The organism is Chryseobacterium gossypii, assembly GCF_041361455.1.
GTDB lineage: Bacteria > Bacteroidota > Bacteroidia > Flavobacteriales > Weeksellaceae > Chryseobacterium > Chryseobacterium gossypii.
The window spans coordinates 1-18377 of record NZ_JBGCUR010000021.1; the positions used below are offsets into that span (position 1 = coordinate 1).

Here is an 18377-nt window from a genome sequence, read left to right on the forward strand (position 1 = left end):
ATCCTATCAATTATTCCGGCTATAATTTTATAAGCAGGGCTCTAAGTGGTAATGGTGGAGGCGGAGGAAGTCTCACAGTTGGAGATTTAATTGGTACTATGAGTCCTAATTTTCAGTTTGATAAAAATTCAGAAAAATTTTATAAAGAAAATTATCCTGAATTTTATGATTTTGTGATGGATGTTTTACCAAAAATAGTTAATGATAAAAACTTTATGAGCATTCTAAGTGATACTTCAGGATTTTCTATAGAAGAACTTACGAAAATGTTTAAAAGTGACACAGATTTTGCATTAATGGGATATAATAAAATTGGTGCTTCTGTTGCCGATTATCCTTTTGGTGAAAATCCTGAATCCTATCCTATTAATTTAGTAAGAGTAAATATTGATACATTAAATTGGTTTAAAGCAGCTAATAGAGATACAAAAACACTTGAAGGAATCACAAATGTTGTTCAAATGATAGGATTTATCGGCCATGAAATTAATCATTGGGGAGTGTCTGCCGGAACTAATTCCTCTTTTAAGGCAAAAAATTTAGGTGGTGATCCTGGTGACTATTTTGAAAGGAAATTGATGAATAGTCGACAAAGAATTGGCGATCCAGGTGTACCATCAGACTCTTTCAATTCTTATATTAAACAAAATTATAATACATTATTCAAAATTTTTAATAAATAATTATGAAAAAAAATATTTTAATATTACTTATAATAATTCTAAATATTAGTGGATTAAAAGCACAAGATTTAAATTTTAACGACTATTTTTTCAATAGTTATACCGCTTTTCATTCTTTAGGAGATTTTATTAAGGAAGATAGTATCATAATTTATGATAAAGACAAAAAAATTTCAGCGACAGATTTAGAATTTAGTTACACTTCAGATACTTCAACTAAGTGTATTAAAATTGTTCATTCAATCCCCAACAATAATAATTATTTAATCGTGACAGATTATATAATTAATGATAATTTATCTGTTATATCTTTTGCTAATTCAGAGAAAAAAAAATATATAGTTTATACCTCTAAAAGAGATAATAAAGATGATAAATGGTGGTTTTTATTAAGTATTTTTAAAGGATCAATGAATTAAATTATTATTATGAAAATCATTTCATTACTAATAAAGGAATGTTCAGAGATTACTATAATATAACACATATAAATACCAATACAACGGGAAAGAATTACAGCAGGAAACCGGATGGAATGATTATGGAGCCAGAATGTATATGGCAGATATCGGGAGATGGGTGTAGTAGATCCGATGGCTGAAAAATACAGAAGATGGTCTCCCTATAACTATGCCGTTAACAACCCTATTATGTTTATTGATCCTGATGGAAGGGATGTAACTTTCACTGATGCTGCAGCTGTTTCTTTAGGAGCCATGCTTATTGCACAGGCTAAAGCAAATGGTGGAAGGGATAGTGAAAAGGAAGGAAATTTTAGTGTTGATGGTGGTGGAGGAAGTTCACCTACCTTCCAATTTCCGAAGGGAACAGAAGAGTTTTATCAGAAAAACAATCTTGCTTTCTAGGATTTTGTGAAAAACCAGTTGCCTAATATGTTAAGGACCCAACTTTTTAAAGGCATTTATGGATATAACCGGGATGAGTCAAGAGGAAGTAACAAAAGCATTTACTTATGGACAAGGTCCAACTCTTCATGATTGGGACGTTGAATTTTCCAATGGACAATACGATTATACTATGTCACATCATAAAGATGATTTAAATAGTATTTCAATTAGTAATACGGTACTAACTTGGTTTGAAAAAGCAAATAAAGACCCAAAATCGGTTGAAGGAATTACAAATTTATTTCTAATGAGTGGATTGATTGGTCATGAAGGAGCACATTGGGGACATAATATAAAAGGTCCAGGAGAGGCAATGAATAACTTTATAAATAATTTTAATGGAGAACATGGTGAAGCTTTTGAATATAGGGTCTTTAAAAATGATTTTAAAGGAGTTGAGCCAGCGAAAGGACATTTACAAATGGGGCAAATAGGTGCAACCTCTTACAATCTTACTCAATATATTAAAATACATTTTAATACACTATCTAAAATATTTAATCATTAATCATGAGAAATAAAATTGCATTTTTATTAATAATCATAAATTTAAGTGTTTTATCATGTCAAAGTGTTAAAACTAAAACTGACAATAATGAAAATAGTTCTTTTGAGAGTCAATTCTTCAGTAATCCGTCTGTCATTTACAATTTAAAAAAATTTGTAACAGGAAATCAAATAAATATTTTAGATTCAAAAAAATTAGTAACTGATAAATCGTTGACTTTTAAAAATGATATTGAAGATCCAACAATAAACATTGTCACAGATAAAAATGATTTTATTGATTACAGTATTCAACAATATACCATAAATGAAGATTTGGCTTTTGTTGTTATTTGGGAATATGGAAAAAATAGAGCACTTTGGTTTTTTCTAAATAAAGGTAAAAAAAACCAAAAATGGTATTTAATTGAAGCGTTAGAAAGAACTACAAGATAAAATGTTTCAGAAACGTTAATTCTCCGCTGACGCGAGCTTGTAGCCCGTGTCGAGAGATAAAATAAACCCCACCGCATTGCGGTGGGGTTTATCATTTACTTATACACTTTTCTAGCATTAAATTCCTGATGGTAAGATCAAGAAGCCTTGTCACCAAAGCTTTATCTTCTTCGCTCATTTCCTGTATGGCTTCAAACTTTTTCAGAAGATCTTAATAGATACGGTAAGCGAAGCAAAGCCAACTGCTATTTTACCCACATTTTAACATTTACAACAACAGCAACACCGATGCAAAATTAATCCTTTACCTACGTTATTAGAAACGATGATTAAAACAATCATTGATACTACAAAACAAATAATAAGTTCCATAAATTTAAGTTTTTGACAAAAATGGTTCATCACGTTACACGAATCAAAAATGTGTGCAATCCTTGCTTATTTTTTTCAACTGAAACTTATACCTTTGAAAAGCAGGCAAGAGCAGGCGTTCACAGTGTAAAGCTCGCGCGAGGGAAAAATGAAGTAGGAACTTTGCAAAAAGTTGAGTAGGTTTTGTAGATGGCGGAGGAAGTCCCACTTTTCAGTTTCCGAAAGGGACAGAAGAGTTTTATCAGAAAAACTATCCTGCCTTTTATGATTTTGTGAAGAATGTTCTGCCGAAAATGGTAGGAGACAGTAATTTTATGAAAGCTTTGAGTTCTGCAAGTGGTTTTTCTGTAGAAGAATTATCAAAAATATTTCAGTATGGAGAAGGAATGGAATTAAAAGTCATGGATTTGACTTTAGGGGATGCTGAATATCTATTTGGGGGTGTTACGGAAAATAGTACAAGAAATACCGCAGCAATTGATACCCCATTAGCACAATGGTTTGAAAAGGCAGATAAAAATACTAACACTGTTAAGGGCTTAACAAACTTACTTTATATGTCAAGTGTTGTTGCTCATGAAACAGCCCATTGGGGGGATGATGTAAAAAGAATGGTGAAGTACGATAGTACAGGTTTGAGTGCCACGTATGGAGATGTAGGAAACTTCTTCGAGCACAGAGCTTTTGGCGGAAGGATAGGGAGCTATACCGGAAATAGTATGGGAAATATAATAAACTATGTTAACAATAATTTTCAATTATTAATTAAAATATTTAATAAATAACTAATATGAAGAATACAACCCTATTTTTAATAGTTTTACTTTTTATTTTTTCCTTTTTCACTTCTTCATGCATATACAGTTACTATCTTTTTTAAGACAAAAAGTTAAGGTGTATTATACTCTTTTAATGGAGTAAAAATGTTAAAACAATTAGGGTGTTGATTTCTCAACATCCTAATTTTAAATTAAAATAAAAAAGTATTGTAACCGAAAAGAGCTGCAAAGCAATGACAATCTGAACTACGGCTGGAGGCAGTCTACAAGGTCATACTTTTGGCGCTTCAGGAGGATTAGGCTTTATATTAGATGGCTCAGCCGGAGCTTCGTATGCCCCTGTGAATCTAAATAACCCCTTTGGTAGTGAAGGAGGTTTTATAAACTTCTCAGTGCAAATTGGAGTAGGTATTGAAGGTAGTCCTGTTTCTGTTATTAACCTTCAGGGAAATTATCAATACACACCTATTGTTAAATCTATTTTTAAATTTAGGTAATGAGAATTAAAAATATTTGGAGATCGTATCCTTTTATAATTTTAATTGGAATATTTTTATACTTTTATTTTAGCGGGAAAAATAATAACAACAAATTTTATAATAATAAAATAAATTGTAAAATTGTTGATAGTAATAATTGGCAGAGAAGAACAGTAGAATATAAATTAGAAAATGGTTTAAAAATTGATATTACAATATTAGACAGCATCAAATTAAAAGTAGGAGATTCTATATCAAAAGAAGCTAATTCGAAAAGTTATAATGTTTATAGAAAAAGCACTTCAGGAAAGTATAATTTTTACAAAAATTATAACATTGACAAATAGTAAAAATACCCTTCAATTTAATTGAAGGGTATTTTTATTAAAATTCAATATTATAACCTAATATTTTAATAGAATCATTTTCTTTTCTTAATGTAAATTTTTCTTTGGTGTTTTTATTAGTTCTTTTTACACTATAAACCAATATGTACTCACTTCTAGGATTATTACCTTTTATGACAATGGTTTCCCAATGGATTAAAGAATATTTTTTGATAACACCACATTCAACAGATGATATATCAAGAATTTGATTAAACTTATCTTTTGGAGTAACTTTAAATAAATTAGTACTAACCAATTTAGTTGCTTCTTCTTTATTATTTTCTTTAATCAAATCATAAAACTGATGAGTAATTTTTTCAGCATCTTTTTTATCTTCCTCTCTGTTCTTATTAATGCTATTAAAATTACAACTTATTATAAAGAAGAATAATATTATTGCAGTAAAATTTTTCATAAGTTTTTATATTTGGATCTACAAATATAAATGTTTTGCGCTAGGAGGCAATTGGTACAATACCGGATATGGCTTTGAAAATGGAGATAATATTTCCTTAGGTTATGATGGAAGTTATTTAAGCTTAAATACAACATTGGATGGTTATATTAATATTCCTGAAGGAGTTTTAAAAGGGAGCAGTTCAGGATGGGGAAGCCAAATACAAAGCCAGTTTAATTCTTACGTGGGTGAACTGAATAAATGGGGAACCAATACCGCAATGGGAATTGCTGGAGCAATGTCTCTACCTACAGGGAGTAGTGGAGCATCAGTAGGAAGTTGGGCTGCAATTAGAGGATTGTTAGCAGGATCATTAAGAGCTGGTCTTTGGTCTCTACCTTTGATATTAGAAGGTGACACCTCAAGAAGAGAGCAAAAAATGACACTATTTAGAGGGGTTCATGCAAAACATCCAGCTTTAGCAAGCGCTTATAATGGTATGGCTATTCCTATGGGAGGATCAGCAACCGCAAAAGAACATAACTTTGGCGATAATAATAGTATGTATACATCTTGGAGTACAAGTATTGATGTAGCAAATTATTTCGCATCTAGAAGAGGTCCTGGAGGTATCATTTTAAGCAATCAATTTCAATATCAAGACTTTCTTTTTTTAATAGACATGCTGGTGAACAGGAAGTACTAGTCTACGGTCCTGTTTTTGGAGCTCAACTTATTAGACCTTGAGGAACTGGTACATGGACTCCATATATAAAATAAAGCTAACAATTATGAACTACGACAAAATAATAAACGAATTATTTGAAATAAGAAATTATTTAGATTTGGTCAGAGATTATGTTAATAAGATTAAAGATCAAAAAGATGTTTTTAATATATCTTTTACACAGACAAGGCAGCATTTATATGAAATTTATCATGACAGATTTGATTTTAGCATTCATTCTGGAGAATATTATGAAGGTTTACCCGAAGTGGTAAAACGAATGAAGTATTCAGATTTAGAAAATGTAAGATTATCGGTTATTGATGGAGAGAAAAAAAGTTGTTCTATTTTTAGTAGCGAAGATTATAATATAATTCTAGGGATGATTTTTTATGATAATTAATATAAATAAATATCGCTCCTTAAAGTTTGTAACCCTTTGGATGTAAATAAAAAACCACTGTGAGAGCAGTGGTTTTTGTTTTAAAGAATTTTACGGGTTTTGTAATCTCGGATATAAGTATCAATAAGGTCGTGAAGCGTTTGTTTTTTACTTTCTTATATATAAAAGAGAATTAAAACCTGACAAAGCTAAATCCTATAAATTAACTTAACTGCAAAAAGGTTTTGGCAATAAAAAGGAGCTGGCTGTCTAAACCCCTTTTTTTCCATCCAGGATCATCCGGATCATTTTTATTTTTCTGTTTTCGCGTGTTTCGGGCTTTTTGGCTTCTTCGATCCACCGGATATATTCTTTTTTATGGGTATAGCTCATTTTTTCAAATAGCTCCTTTGCCTGAGGGTTTTCATCAAAGGTGGAAGCAATATCATCTGCTATTTCTACTACTCTTTCCTCCTTGTCTTCGATAAGGCTTACGGAAACCTCATCTCCAAAAGTCTTTCCCAGTTTTTTCCGAACTTCCTGGGTCAGGCCCAGAATATGGCAGTCAGATCCCATCCTGGCAAGGCTTCCCCGGTAGTCTGCTTTGCCGTCAAAGATAGCCTTGATTTTTACCTGCCCTTTCTTACCGAACAATTCTTCGGTAGAAAACGGAAATTCGACAAATGCGGCATTCATGTTCCCGTTCTGCCGGATAATGGCTTTAAATTTTATAGGGGTACCGTTCATTGTATCATTTTAAGTTCAAAAATAAAAAAAACCGTGAATCAAAATTCACGGTTTCCAATATATCAGTTAAGATTATTTTCTTTTTTTGCCTGTATTCTTTAAGTGCTCAGGCTTGGCAGCACGGGTTTTAGTATCAGCAGGCGTATTTTCTCCTCTTACCAGTTGAAGCTCATCGATCAGCCTTCTTGCACCGGCATACTTGTCTATTACCCAAAGAACAAAACGGATATCTACGTTGATCGTTTTTTGCCATTCAGGCTCGAAAACGATATCTCCGCTCAATGCCTCGCTGTTTCCATCGAATGCGATACCGATAAGGTTTCCGTCTCCGTCAATTACCGGAGATCCGGAATTACCACCGGTGATGTCATTATTGGAAAGGAAGTTCACCGGCATGTATCCGGCAGCATCTGCGTATTGGCCGAAATCTTTCATGTTGTAAAGATCGATCACTCTTTGCGGAAGATCAAATTCTTCGTCACCTTTCTTATACTTACCTACAAGGCCGGTCATATCTGTATAATAATTGTCTGTAACCCCGAAGTAATTTCTGTCTGTTCTTACAGGCAATCTGTCTACGGTTCCGTAGGTCAGTCTCATGGTAGAGTTGGCATCCGGATAGAACTTTTTATCAGGCATGGCCTTCATCAGACCTGCAAGGAATAAACGGCTGTTTTTAGCAAAGTTATCGTCTATTTTAGAGAATCTTTCTGTAGAAACCCTTTGGTCTTCAACAAGTCCTTTGGCAATTTTCCAGAGCGGATCTGCATCAAGCTTTAAGCGGTCCGGATTTAAAAGGAAATTGGTAGCGGACGTTTTGTTGGCAAAAATGGAAGAATAGGCCACATTGGAAAGATTTTTGGCATCCAATCCCATAATGGTAGGAGAGGCTACATCCCGATTTACTTTGGTCTGATACAGGCTTACCATGGAATTCAGCATTTCTCCTTCCAGGTTGGTATTGAAGTTTTCATAAGCTGATTTTATTGCAGCTTCCACTTTTGGCTTCATCGCCAGTCTTCCCTGCATATCCTGTCCTGCATAGCTATTAAGTACGGAACCTACCTGTAAGGCAAGCGTAAAATATTTGGCATTTCTTGAAAGCTGGGCCATATAGTTTCTTTCGACATTTCTGTTTGAAACTTGCTTATAATAAGCCTCTATATCTTCCAAAACACCGTCATATTCAGTGTTTCCCGGTTGTACAGACCATTGTCTGTATATGGTTTCTATTTTCTGTTTGTCTGAGATAGTTCCGTTTTTAACTACGGCATCAATGGTTCCCTGTCTGTTTTTCCAGTAGTTAGCTACAGAGGCATATTGAGAAGCATAATTAAGCTGGGTGGCTTTATCTTTGTCCATATACTTCTTCATCACATCCATTGCCAGTTTGGAAGCCTCAACCCATGCCGGATAATCTTTATTAACCATTTGCTGGATTCCGTAAGAAGTAAGGTATCGGTTGGTTCTTCCGGGATAACCAAGGATCATGGCGAAATCTCCCGGCTTGATTCCTTTAAGGGAAACCGGAAGGAAATGTTTAGGCTTTAAAGGAACATTTTTTGGAGAATATTCAGCCGGATTTCCTGCTGCATCAGCATATACTCTGAAAACCGTAAAGTCTGCAGTATGTCTCGGCCATTCCCAGTTATCCGTATCACCACCGAACTTCCCTAATGAGGAAGGCGGGGCTCCTACTAATCTGATGTCTTTATAATCCTGGTAAACAAAATAATAAAATTCATTACCGTTGAAAAAGTCTTTTACTACTACTGTATATTTCCCGTTTTCAGAGTTCTCTGCCTGAATTGCCTTTGTTTCGGCATCAATTACGGCTTTTCTCTCTTCCGCGGTCATTTTGTTGTTTAGTTTGGAATTGATTCTCTGCGTGGCATCATCCATTCTCACTAAAAACCTTACATAAAGATCTTTTGCGTGAAACTCATCTTTTTGCTTCATTGCCCAGAAGCCATTCTTCAGATAGTCTTTTTCCGGGGTAGAGGCGGCTGCAACAGCTCCGTATCCGCAATGGTGGTTAGTGAAGATCAGTCCCTGGTCAGAAACGATTTCTCCGGTACAAAAACCTCCAAAGCTTACAATAGCATCTTTTAGGCTGGAATTATTAACTGAATAAATTTCTTCAGGAGTTAAATGCAAGCCCTCTTTTTGCATGTCAACACCATTAAGTCTTTTGATGAGCATTAAAAGCCACATCCCTTCGTCCGCTCTCATCTGAGCAAAACTCAACAAGAAAGTGAATAGTAGAAATATCCTTTTCATTTTATAAAATAATTTTTGTGTGGCTAATTTACTAATTTTTATGGTATTTCGTCCTTCGTGGTATGAAATTGGAAGAATCCCCTCCATGAAAAAGGCGGTATTTCTATTTTTGTTTTCAGGAATCATTTGGGGCTGCTCTTCTGTACAGATCAGAAATCCGTACCTTAAGAGGGAATGGATGCTGATTTCTTTTGAAAACTACACCAAAGATGAGCTGATAAAAAATAAAGCAGAGGTCAATCTGACAGCAAAAGCGGAAAACGGGAATATTACCGGAACGGCTTTTATGGGGTGTAATAAAATATTGATCACATCAGAATTTAAAAACAACGGGAAAGTTAAAATTTCCGGAGTGAAAAGTAGCGCAATGGCCTGTAAGAATATGGATCTGGAAACGTCTTTTCTAAAAAAAGCTGGCAAAATGAAAAGGTATTCCGTGGAAGGCCATTTTCTTACTCTTCATGATGGACAGGGGAATGCAATGAAATTTATTGCCGCGGATTGGGACTGATTGGAACCACAGGAAATGAAAAGCCCGTACAGGTAGAGCACGGGCCTCATTAGCTGAAAAATCTGATTGGTTATTAATTTTTAGGAATAGTCTTTTTGATCTCTTCCAATGTTGCGGTATTGGGTAACCCGGCAACAGGATTGCTTGTGTTTTTAGAATTGCTTGCTTTTCGTGAGTTTTGCCTGTTGGGAATGGTAGCCAGTATTTCTTTCAGCGTAGCTGTATTGGGTAATAGTTTTCCGGAGCTGGCGCGGGAAGGCTGAGGCTTTGCCTCCTGCTGTTTTGCTTCGATGCCATGGTCGGAGACCAATCCGGTTGAGGGAACTTTTTTGGCCGCTTTTTCCCGGGCTTCTTTTAGCATTCTGGCTTCGAACTCTTTAGCCTGCCTTAAAACTGATGTCTGATCCTGGTCATTAGATTCAGGAGTTATTTTGCTTTGAGCATGAACAGATATGCTCAGGGTAAATAAAGCGATGATATATAGTGATTTCATGATAGTTATTATTTGATGCTTACGAGTACTTTAATTTTTCCGACCCCGTCCCCCGCATAGTCCTGCAGAGCCTTTCCAATGATCTGGCCTACTTTTACCCTTTCGGGATCTGCTTTCATGGCAACTCCGGATCTGGATGAGGTTACAAGAAAGTCTCCTCTTTTGATCTTTCCGCCTTCCAGGCAAACCTTGGTAGGAATCACCCCGATAACACCCATCGGCACTTTACCGGAAAGATCGGTATCAATGTGTTCTTCGGTAAGTAATACCCCCGGGTGTGTTGCATATACTCCCGCTACAAGGCTTGAATAGGGCTCTGAAGATTTTTCTACGGTTCTGTCGGAATCTGTTGAAATAATTAGGATATCTCCGGCTTCGTATTCGGAAATGCTTCCTTCAACATCAAAAATTTCTGCGACATCGGCTCCGCTATTCTGGGTGCCGCCGTTAAAGAAACCTCTCCCCGCGGAATTGATACGGGCAACATTTACTGTTCCCGGGTTTCCGGATTTGAAAACAGCTATTGAGCCATTGCTATGGGTTTCAACAGTAAGCACAGGGTTGGTATTGGATTCGTTATAGTTGACAAACCTGGCTGCCCGGCCTGTACCAAATGATGGTGTCCAGGCATAAATGGCATTTCCTGTACCGTCGGCAGTTGTTTCTACTCCGTCTCCGCCGTTCGAGGCATTGGCTGTAATTCCGTTTCCATTCCCGTCTGCGATGGCGATCAGTGCGGGGCCGTTTCCTGCGGGGTTACTGGCGTGGAATAATCCGGCGTATCCTCCGGTACCTGAAGATACTCCATAGATACCTGCCGTTCCGAAGTTGGCAAACTGAGAATTCACCTCTCCTCTTACGGCTGCTTTTGTCCCGGTAACCTTGTCTACCTTGAAGTTTCCTGCAATACCGTTTCCTACGGTAGTTACGGTGATTACATCGCTGGTATTGGATTCATTGAAGATATTGAACCGTCCCGCCCGTCCGGTAGCGAATGAGGGAACCCAGGCATACAGGGCATTTCCGGCCCCGTCAATATTGGCCTCAACACCATTCCCGTCTTTACTTGCATTAGCGGTGATCGCATTTCCGTTTCCATCTGTAATGGCTACTAATGCGGGACCGTTGCCTGAAACGTTGGAGGCATGGAATAATCCGGCATATCCTCCGGTACCTGACGAGACCCCAAAAATACCCGCCGCACCAAAGTTCCCGAATATGGTTTTAACTTCCCCTCTTACTGCAGCGGCTACACTATTGGTGTTATTCACAAGGAAGGATGCGGCATTGCCCTGGGTATTGTCAGGAATATTCCCGTTTCCGTTGGTCTCTACTTCAAAAGCATTTTTATCATTGGTCTGGTTGGTATTTTCAAACCGTCCTGCACGCCCGGTACTGTTACTGAGGCCGATTTGTCCGTAAACTCCGATACCGGTACCTGAAGTGTTGGTGGCTATGAACCCTCTTACTCCATATCCGCCGCCATCATTCCTGCCGACCACAGCACCTGCAATATCACTCGTATTCCTGCCTACTACGGCTTCTCCGTTGCCATTGTTATCCCCTACGACACCGGCAGAAGACTGGCTGTTGGTCGCTCCGTGCAATGCGAAACCCGCTCCTGTGGAGCTTTCCACACCTGCACCGTTCCCGGTAGTGGAAACATTGATGACTGTTCCGTTTCCTACGGTATTTGCGTTAAGAACGTTATTATTATTTGCGTTATTAAAAATAGCAATGGTGGCGGGGATACCATTGGCGCTTGTTGCGTTAAGGCCTGTTCCTGAATTGCTGTTCGCATAAACTCCATATCCGGAGGCGCTGGAATTACCGTAAACGCCCAGCCCGTTCGGAGTAACGCCGTAAACGCCCCATCCGCTACCGTTCTGGCTTCCCCAGACTCCGACGCCAAGGCCTCCTGTACCGTTATTTATTCCCCGGATTCCTGAAGCAAAACCTCCGGGTGAAGTACTGTTTACAATACCCCTTACGGCAGCAATACTTGAAGTTGTAGTGTTATTTACCCCTTCCAGGGAGGTCCCGTCGCCATCATTGGTTAAAGAAAACAGATTTCCGGCATTATTTACCGTGTTGGAATAAGGAATGACAAATCCGCCTCCGCCGCCTCCACCCGCAGTTTTCGCATACATGGCATACGGAACGCTTAACAGCTGGCTTGTTCCTGTGATGGTATAGGTTGTTCCTCCCGTGGGATCTGTTTCTGTTTTCAGGTAATAATTCCCTGTTGACCAGTCAATGGTTGAAAAATTTCCCGAAAGTACTGTTCCTGTTCCCAGCTCCATAGTGATAAGCCCGTTTATGTTGGTATTTCCTGTGAGCCTTTCGGAGTAAACGGCAGCTCCTGCCGGAGAGCCTTGCAGAATGCTTGCTCTGATTCCAATGCTTTGATTGGTAAGGATTTGTCCCGAATTGTTCCTGACAATAGCCTGATAGCTCATTTTTTCAGGCACTTGCGCGGAAGCCAAAAAGATTCCGGACAGGATCCCCATAAATAATAATATTTTTTTCATGGCAGTTATTTTTTAATGATTTTAAATGTTTTGATGTTCTTACCTTCCTGATTTATCCTGATCATATACATTGCTGACGGGAGGGAAGAAAAGTCTAATTCAGACTTTGACCGGGTGATCTTATCCTTTTTTATTAATTTTCCCTGAGCGTCAAACAATTCGTAATCTGAATTTTTATAGCTGTTAGCCTTAAAATCCAGATATAAATAATCTTTGAACGGATTAGGATAAAGTAAAATGCCTTTTTCAGATAATGATGAGGTTTCTTCAGTGGCGAGTGTAGTGATTTCATAGGCCTGTTGTACACCTTCCATTATATTATTGTTGCTCCCCTTGGTCATATAGGCAGCCTGGCCTATGCTGTAAGAGACCGAACCGTTACCTCCTGTAGCATTTGCGCCTGTGGCCAAAACGGCAGACTGCGCTTTCAGCAAACTGACGGAAATGGTAAAAAGTATAAGGAAGAAGCAGTGAATAGATGTTCTTTTCATATAAAATATTTTTTGGGTTACTAAGGGTTGAATAATTTGGGAATACTAAATTACCATATATCAGAGACCGGTATGGGGAAAATAGATGAACGACAAAAAAAATCGACGAATGGCAAGCGGGGTATGAGCAGGAAAATTAAAAGCCGAAGAAACCCTGGTTTAAGGGTTGAAAAAAGACAGGTTATCTTTATAAGCTCTTCCAATGGGAAGTTTGATCTGATGTATGAGCTCTACCTCATGGTTGGTTTTACTTCTGATGAGGTGTCTTGGTACGGCATAGCTGCGGTGTATCCTCACGAAAGAATCAAAGAAGGTTTTATGCAGCAGATTGCCGAGAGAATCTAAAATGCAATGTTTTTTTTCAGGAGTTACAATCCTGGTGTAATCCTTTAAAGCTTCCAGGTACAGGATATCGGTTATTTTAATCTGGAAAATATGACTGCCTTCTTTTATCCTGAGACTGTTCTCACCGAGTAAGGTATCAAAACAATCACATTTTTCCTTCATCTCAAAAAAAGCGAAGAGTTTTTGCATCGAGATACAAAAGCGTTCCGGCTTTAAAGGTTTTATGATAAAATCCAAAGAGTCCAGTTCGAAAGCGTCAATGGCAAATTCAGCATGAGAGCTGATAAAGATGCATGCAGGGATCTTATGGGCCAGTTTTCTGAATTCCAGGCCATCCATTCCCTTTAACTTTGTTTCGATGAATAAAAGATCAACAGGAAGTTCAAGATAGGGGATTGCCTTTTCAGCTGAATCAAAGGATGCAACGATTTCTATATTTTCATATCGCCTCAGATAATGGTGAAGAACCAGCCTGTCCAGCTCATCATTATCAATAATCATGCATCTTATATTGGGAATCATGATACTCTGGATATTAGTTTTTATACATTTTAAGCATACAACTTAAAAAGTAATATAAAGTTAGTAAAATTCTATAAATCAACAGTATGATATGGATTATTTAACATTTAAAAGTAACATCTGGAAAAATGATTTTGTTTTTTCTTCTGAAAATGTTATCTTGTAAATCTCACAATATAGACAGAATTTAATGCTAGAAAAGAAAGAACATAATTATGAGAAAGCGGTTTTGGTAGGATTGATTACCAAGGACCAGGATGAGGAAAAGCTGCAGGAATACATGGATGAGTTGGAATTTCTCGCCTATACGGCGGGAGCTACGGTTGAAAGGAGGTTTACTCAAAAGCTGTCGCAACCGGATTCAAGAACTTTTGTAGGGAGCGGCAAGGCACAGGAAATAAAAGATTATGTAAAGGAAAACGAAATAGGAACCGTAATTTTTGATGATGAGCTCTCTCCTTCACAGCTCAAAAATCTTGAAAAAGAGCTTGAAGTGAAAATTCTGGACAGGACCAATCTTATTCTTGATATTTTTGCGCAAAGAGCACAGACATCCTATGCAAGAACGCAGGTGGAGCTGGCTCAATACGAATATCTCTTACCCAGGCTGACAAGAATGTGGACCCACCTGGAACGTCAGAGGGGGGGAATCGGGATGAGAGGTCCCGGAGAAACAGAAATTGAGACAGACCGCCGTATCATCCGTGACAGGATCTCATTACTAAAGGATAAGCTGAAAACCATTGATAGACAGATGGCCACTCAAAGGAACAACAGGGGGAAAATGGTGCGGGTGGCTTTGGTAGGATATACCAACGTTGGAAAATCCACCCTGATGAACTCGCTTTCAAAATCCGAGGTTTTCGCTGAGAATAAATTGTTTGCTACTCTTGATACCACTGTAAGAAAGGTAGTGATCGGGAATCTTCCGTTTTTATTGACGGATACGGTAGGCTTTATCAGAAAATTGCCGACACAGCTTGTTGAATCCTTCAAGTCTACCCTTGATGAGGTGAGAGAAGCAGATCTGCTGATTCATGTAGTGGATATCTCCCACGAGAGCTTTGAAGATCATATTGCTTCGGTCAATCAGATCCTGCAGGAGATCGATGCACACAGAAAGCCGATGATCATGGTTTTCAATAAGATCGATGACTTTAGCTATGAGAAGAAAGATGAAGATGATCTTACACCGGCAACCAGGAAAAATATTTCTTTGGAAGAATGGAAGAAAACCTGGATGGCTAAATCGAAATATCCTACTGTTTTCATTTCTGCCCTGACGAAAGAGAATTTCCCTGAGATGAAAAGACTGATCTATGATGAGGTAATGAAGATCCATATTTCAAGATTTCCTTACAATGATTTTCTTTTCGAATATTTTGACAATGACGACGAAGAAAATAACAATTGATGAAATATCCTTTTTTCCTACTGCTGCTTTTTGCCTCAGCTTTCGGGTTCTGCCAGAAACCAAAGGTTGATTTTAAAAGCATTGAGAAGAACCTTAATAACCCTCAGTCACCCTACAATTATGACAAGCTGATATTTAAATACAAAGGCTATTCGAAATCCCTGGACAGTATTGAAGGCCAGTATCTTTATTACGGCAGGAATTTCAGGAGTGATAATGTTTCAATATCAAACGAAGGTTTTAAAAAGCTTGCGGAAGCTTTTAAAAATAAAGACTTTGATGAATGCATCAGGCAAGGAAAGGTACTGTATGATAAAGATCCCACCAATCTGGATATTTTGCTCATTATGCTTCGGGCTTATGACTCAAAAAAGGATGAGGACAACTTCGTTTATCATTTGAATCAGTTCAGGACCCTGGCCGAAGCGATAAAAAGTTCCGGAGACGGAAAAACCGAAAAGACCGCCTATATGGTGAACTCTGTAGGGGATGAATATATTTTGCTGAACGTCCTGAACATTGGCGAAGGGTATACCCGGGGCTCAAAAGCGGCTAAAGACGGAATAATCGATATCTGGGAAAAAGGTAACGACAAAATATATATCAAAATACTTTATTTAGACCTATAAAAAACAGCATAGTGGAGTTATATTATTCATTTTCAGCATTGATTGTTTTAGCATCGATATTCGCATACCTTAATTACAGATTTTTAAAGTTGCCAAGTACCATCGGGATTATGGTAATTGCCATTGCCGTTTCCATATTCCTGGTTTTGTTCGGTGAGACCGTGCTGCCAAGAACTTTCGGCCATCTCAACAATCTGATGAACAGCATTGATTTCACAGAAGTTCTGATGGGTGCTATGCTCAACTTTCTTCTTTTTGCCGGAGGGATCCACATTAATATAGATGATCTTAAAGAGCAGTTCCGGCCAGTGGTCATCTTTTCAACGGCCGGTGTTGTGATCTCCACATTTGTAGTCGGTTTCGGGACCTATTATTTACTGCCATTGGTAGGGCTCCAGCTTCCGTTCATTTATTGTCTGGTCTTTGGAGCTCTAATTTCCCCTACCGACCCTGTTGCTGTTTTAAGTATTCTAAAGCAGGCCAAAGTGTCTAAATCCCTGGAAACGAAAGTTGCCGGAGAATCTCTTTTTAATGATGGTATGGCCGTAGTGGTTTTCACTGTAGTCTTGCAGCTGGCCATTGGCAAGGAAGTGGATCTTGGGCTTGAGAGTATCGTTTTATTATTGCTGAAAGAAGCCGGAGGCGGTCTGTTGCTGGGAGTGGTTTTAGGCTGGATCACCTCCAGGCTGATGCGTGAAGTGGATGATTATATTATCTCCGTCCTGGTAACGCTTTCTGTGGTGATGGGAGGATATCTTATTGCAAGGCAGATGCATATTTCAGGGCCTTTAACGATGGTTGCGGCAGGATTGTTTATGGGGAATTTCAATATGAAATTTAAAATGAAATCCGTAACCCAGGACTATCTGATTAAATTCTGGGAACTGATAGATGAGATTCTGAATGCCGTACTTTTCTTATTCATAGGCTTTGAACTTCTGATGATAAAAGATCTGAGGCATTTTATGATCCCGGGACTGGTAGCCATTGTGGTGGTTTTGCTGGCACGGTTCATTTCAATCTGGGGGCCTACAAAATTTATGTCTTTAAGGACAAGATTCAACCCGCAAACGGTAAAAGTGCTTGTATGGGGAGGGATCCGGGGAGGCGTTTCCATCGCACTGGCCCTGTCTGTCCCTAAAAGTGAATACAGCACCATTATTCTGAGCATCACATATTGTGTGGTTGTTTTTTCGATCATAGTTCAGGGGCTTACTATCGGAAAGGTTGCCAATCCTAAGAAGATCGCTAAGGAAGAGCAGGAACAGAGCACAACAATTTCGTAAAGAGCTATGGCAGATATAGTAAAAGAAATACAGGAGGCGCTGGCAGTGCTGTCCATTCCCGAAAAAGCGGAGTTTTTCCCGAAGTTTTTTAAAACAGGAAAAGGGGAGTATGGAGAAGGGGATTTGTTTTTAGGGGTGAAAGTTCCTGACCAGAGATCTGTGGCCAGGGAATATTATTCAAAAATATCTTTGGAAGAATTAAGCAGGCTGCTCTCCTCAAAATATCATGAACACAGGCTTACCGCTATATTTATGCTGGTCAGTAAGTTTGAGAAAGCCAAGGACCCGGAGACGAGGGAAAGCATTATAACATTTTACCTGGATCATCTGCCGTACATCAACAATTGGGACCTGGTAGATTCCAGCTGCTATAAGATATTGGGCCGGTATGCCTTTGAAAATCAGAAAGAAGGCTTATTGAGAAAGCTTTCGGATTCCGAAGAAATGTGGCACAAAAGGATTGCCGTGGTCGGGACCATGCATTATGTGAAAAAAGGTTCCTTTGCCTTAACTAAAGAATTGGTTACCAGAAACCTGAAACATACCCACGATTTGATGCATAAGGCCAATGGATGGCTTTTAAGAGAAATGGGGCAGAAAAATGAGGAAGAATTGATCCGGTATCTGAACACATACTATAAGGAAATGCCGAGAACCTGTCTGAGATATGCCATTGAAAAGCTGGATGAGGAGGTGAGGCAGGATTATCTGAAAGGAAGGATATGACGGATTGTTTCTTCTGGAAAGCATTCGCCCATTATTTTTTGCATCTGGTTTTTCCGGTTTTCATTGCATTGATCTTTTATCGGGCAAACTGGAAAAAAGTATATCTGATCTTGTTGGCCACCATGCTTGTGGATGCGGATCATCTGTTTGCCGATCCGGTTTTCGATCCTTCAAGGAATAGCGTCGGCTTTCATATTTTACATTCATATTTTGCCATTGCGGTGTATTTTTTGATGCTTTTCTTTAAAGGAAATATCAGGATTATCGGCATAGGGCTTTTATTTCATATGATAACTGATTTTCAGGATTTTCATTTCTGGTGTCATTAATATTTTCTTTTAATA

The 18377-nt window shown here is 38.2% G+C and carries 20 protein-coding genes and 3 pseudogenes; 16 read left to right on the plus strand and 7 right to left on the minus strand.

Translation table 11 applies throughout. The features are described 5' to 3' along the window. The 8 genes and pseudogenes from ABMQ40_RS11820 to ABMQ40_RS11855 all read left to right on the plus strand — a co-directional run. The coding region (locus tag ABMQ40_RS11820; protein ID WP_370899820.1) for a hypothetical protein at positions 1 to 683 on the plus strand (683 nt) is incomplete at its 5' end. Between the two features lie 2 nt (positions 684 to 685). Then, entirely contained in the window at positions 686 to 1102 is a 417-nt protein-coding gene (locus tag ABMQ40_RS11825; RefSeq protein ID WP_370899822.1) for a hypothetical protein, read from the plus strand. A 112-nt stretch (positions 1103 to 1214) separates the two neighbouring features. Continuing rightward, positions 1215 to 1268 (plus strand): annotated as a pseudogene (locus ABMQ40_RS11830) (hypothetical protein); the annotation flags it as partial. Then, positions 1259 to 1549 (plus strand): RHS repeat-associated core domain-containing protein, encoded by a 291-nt coding sequence (locus ABMQ40_RS11835; protein ID WP_370899824.1) that lies wholly within the window; start codon positions 1259 to 1261, stop codon positions 1547 to 1549. The pseudogene ABMQ40_RS11830 and the gene ABMQ40_RS11835, both read left to right, overlap by 10 nt. Positions 1550 to 1598: 49 nt before the next feature. Then, positions 1599 to 2099: pseudogene (locus ABMQ40_RS11840) on the plus strand (hypothetical protein); the annotation flags it as partial. Positions 2100 to 2101: 2 nt separating this feature from the next. Further along, complete coding sequence (locus tag ABMQ40_RS11845) at positions 2102 to 2533, plus strand: hypothetical protein (protein ID WP_370899828.1); 432 nt, start codon at positions 2102 to 2104, stop codon at positions 2531 to 2533. 623 nt (positions 2534 to 3156) lie between these two features. After that, positions 3157 to 3690, plus strand: a pseudogene (locus ABMQ40_RS11850) (hypothetical protein); the annotation flags it as partial. Between the two features lie 490 nt (positions 3691 to 4180). Continuing rightward, complete coding sequence (locus tag ABMQ40_RS11855) at positions 4181 to 4510, plus strand: hypothetical protein (protein ID WP_370899830.1); 330 nt, start codon at positions 4181 to 4183, stop codon at positions 4508 to 4510. Between the two features lie 37 nt (positions 4511 to 4547). On the opposite strand, the gene ABMQ40_RS11860 is transcribed toward ABMQ40_RS11855, so the two are convergent. After that, positions 4548 to 4967 carry a hypothetical protein gene (locus ABMQ40_RS11860; RefSeq protein WP_370899832.1) on the minus strand — a complete coding sequence of 140 codons (420 nt, stop codon included), beginning with the start codon at positions 4965 to 4967 and terminating at the stop codon, positions 4548 to 4550. On the opposite strand from ABMQ40_RS11860, the gene ABMQ40_RS11865 reads away from it, so the two are divergent. Then, positions 4906 to 5655 (plus strand): hypothetical protein, encoded by a 750-nt coding sequence (locus tag ABMQ40_RS11865; protein WP_370899834.1) that lies wholly within the window; start codon positions 4906 to 4908, stop codon positions 5653 to 5655. The two genes, ABMQ40_RS11860 and ABMQ40_RS11865, sit on opposite strands and share 62 nt — an antisense overlap. A gap of 85 nt (positions 5656 to 5740) precedes the next feature. Then, positions 5741 to 6079: a hypothetical protein gene (locus ABMQ40_RS11870; RefSeq protein ID WP_370899836.1), complete on the plus strand. Its 339-nt coding sequence runs from the start codon at positions 5741 to 5743 to the stop codon at positions 6077 to 6079. Positions 6080 to 6328: 249 nt separating this feature from the next. Here the strand turns inward: ABMQ40_RS11870 and ABMQ40_RS11875 are convergent, their stop codons facing one another. Together ABMQ40_RS11875 and ABMQ40_RS11880 are read right to left on the minus strand one after the other, a co-directional pair. Next, complete coding sequence (locus ABMQ40_RS11875; RefSeq protein ID WP_370899838.1) at positions 6329 to 6805, minus strand: DUF1905 domain-containing protein; 477 nt, start codon at positions 6803 to 6805, stop codon at positions 6329 to 6331. 72 nt (positions 6806 to 6877) lie between these two features. Further along, complete coding sequence (locus tag ABMQ40_RS11880; protein WP_370899840.1) at positions 6878 to 9085, minus strand: S46 family peptidase; 2208 nt, start codon at positions 9083 to 9085, stop codon at positions 6878 to 6880. A 19-nt stretch (positions 9086 to 9104) separates the two neighbouring features. On the opposite strand from ABMQ40_RS11880, the gene ABMQ40_RS11885 reads away from it, so the two are divergent. Then, positions 9105 to 9596, plus strand: coding sequence for an META domain-containing protein (locus tag ABMQ40_RS11885; protein ID WP_370899842.1), 492 nt, complete (start codon positions 9105 to 9107; stop codon positions 9594 to 9596). A 73-nt stretch (positions 9597 to 9669) separates the two neighbouring features. Here ABMQ40_RS11885 and ABMQ40_RS11890 read toward each other — a convergent pair whose 3' ends face one another. From ABMQ40_RS11890 to ABMQ40_RS11905, 4 genes are all read right to left on the minus strand, one after another. Further along, positions 9670 to 10089, minus strand: coding sequence for a hypothetical protein (locus tag ABMQ40_RS11890; RefSeq protein WP_370899844.1), 420 nt, complete (start codon positions 10087 to 10089; stop codon positions 9670 to 9672). Positions 10090 to 10097: 8 nt separating this feature from the next. Next, complete coding sequence (locus ABMQ40_RS11895; RefSeq protein WP_370899846.1) at positions 10098 to 12620, minus strand: beta strand repeat-containing protein; 2523 nt, start codon at positions 12618 to 12620, stop codon at positions 10098 to 10100. Positions 12621 to 12625: 5 nt separating this feature from the next. Next, positions 12626 to 13111, minus strand: a complete 486-nt coding sequence (locus tag ABMQ40_RS11900) for a T9SS type A sorting domain-containing protein (protein WP_370899848.1) — start codon at positions 13109 to 13111, stop codon at positions 12626 to 12628. A gap of 159 nt (positions 13112 to 13270) precedes the next feature. Then, positions 13271 to 13957 (minus strand): LytR/AlgR family response regulator transcription factor, encoded by a 687-nt coding sequence (locus ABMQ40_RS11905; RefSeq protein WP_370899850.1) that lies wholly within the window; start codon positions 13955 to 13957, stop codon positions 13271 to 13273. A gap of 211 nt (positions 13958 to 14168) precedes the next feature. Between ABMQ40_RS11905 and hflX the strand changes: the two genes are divergently transcribed. The 5 genes from hflX to ABMQ40_RS11930 are packed head-to-tail and all read left to right on the plus strand — an operon-like array spanning position 14169 to position 18362. Next, entirely contained in the window at positions 14169 to 15392 is a 1224-nt protein-coding gene (gene hflX, locus ABMQ40_RS11910) for a GTPase HflX (protein WP_370899852.1), read from the plus strand. Then, positions 15392 to 16021 carry a DUF4919 domain-containing protein gene (locus ABMQ40_RS11915; protein ID WP_370899854.1) on the plus strand — a complete coding sequence of 210 codons (630 nt, stop codon included), beginning with the start codon at positions 15392 to 15394 and terminating at the stop codon, positions 16019 to 16021. Before hflX ends, ABMQ40_RS11915 begins: the two co-directional genes overlap by 1 nt. An 11-nt stretch (positions 16022 to 16032) precedes the next feature. Next, on the plus strand, positions 16033 to 17307 hold the full coding sequence (locus tag ABMQ40_RS11920; protein WP_370899856.1) for a cation:proton antiporter: 1275 nt from the start codon (positions 16033 to 16035) through the stop codon (positions 17305 to 17307). A gap of 6 nt (positions 17308 to 17313) precedes the next feature. Next, positions 17314 to 18033, plus strand: a complete 720-nt coding sequence (locus ABMQ40_RS11925) for a DNA alkylation repair protein (protein ID WP_370899858.1) — start codon at positions 17314 to 17316, stop codon at positions 18031 to 18033. After that, the gene (locus ABMQ40_RS11930; protein ID WP_370899860.1) at positions 18030 to 18362 is read left to right on the plus strand and encodes a DUF6122 family protein; all 333 of its coding nucleotides are present in this window, start codon (positions 18030 to 18032) and stop codon (positions 18360 to 18362) included. The genes ABMQ40_RS11925 and ABMQ40_RS11930 overlap by 4 nt, the downstream gene beginning before the upstream one ends. Positions 18363 to 18377: the final 15 nt, after the last annotated feature.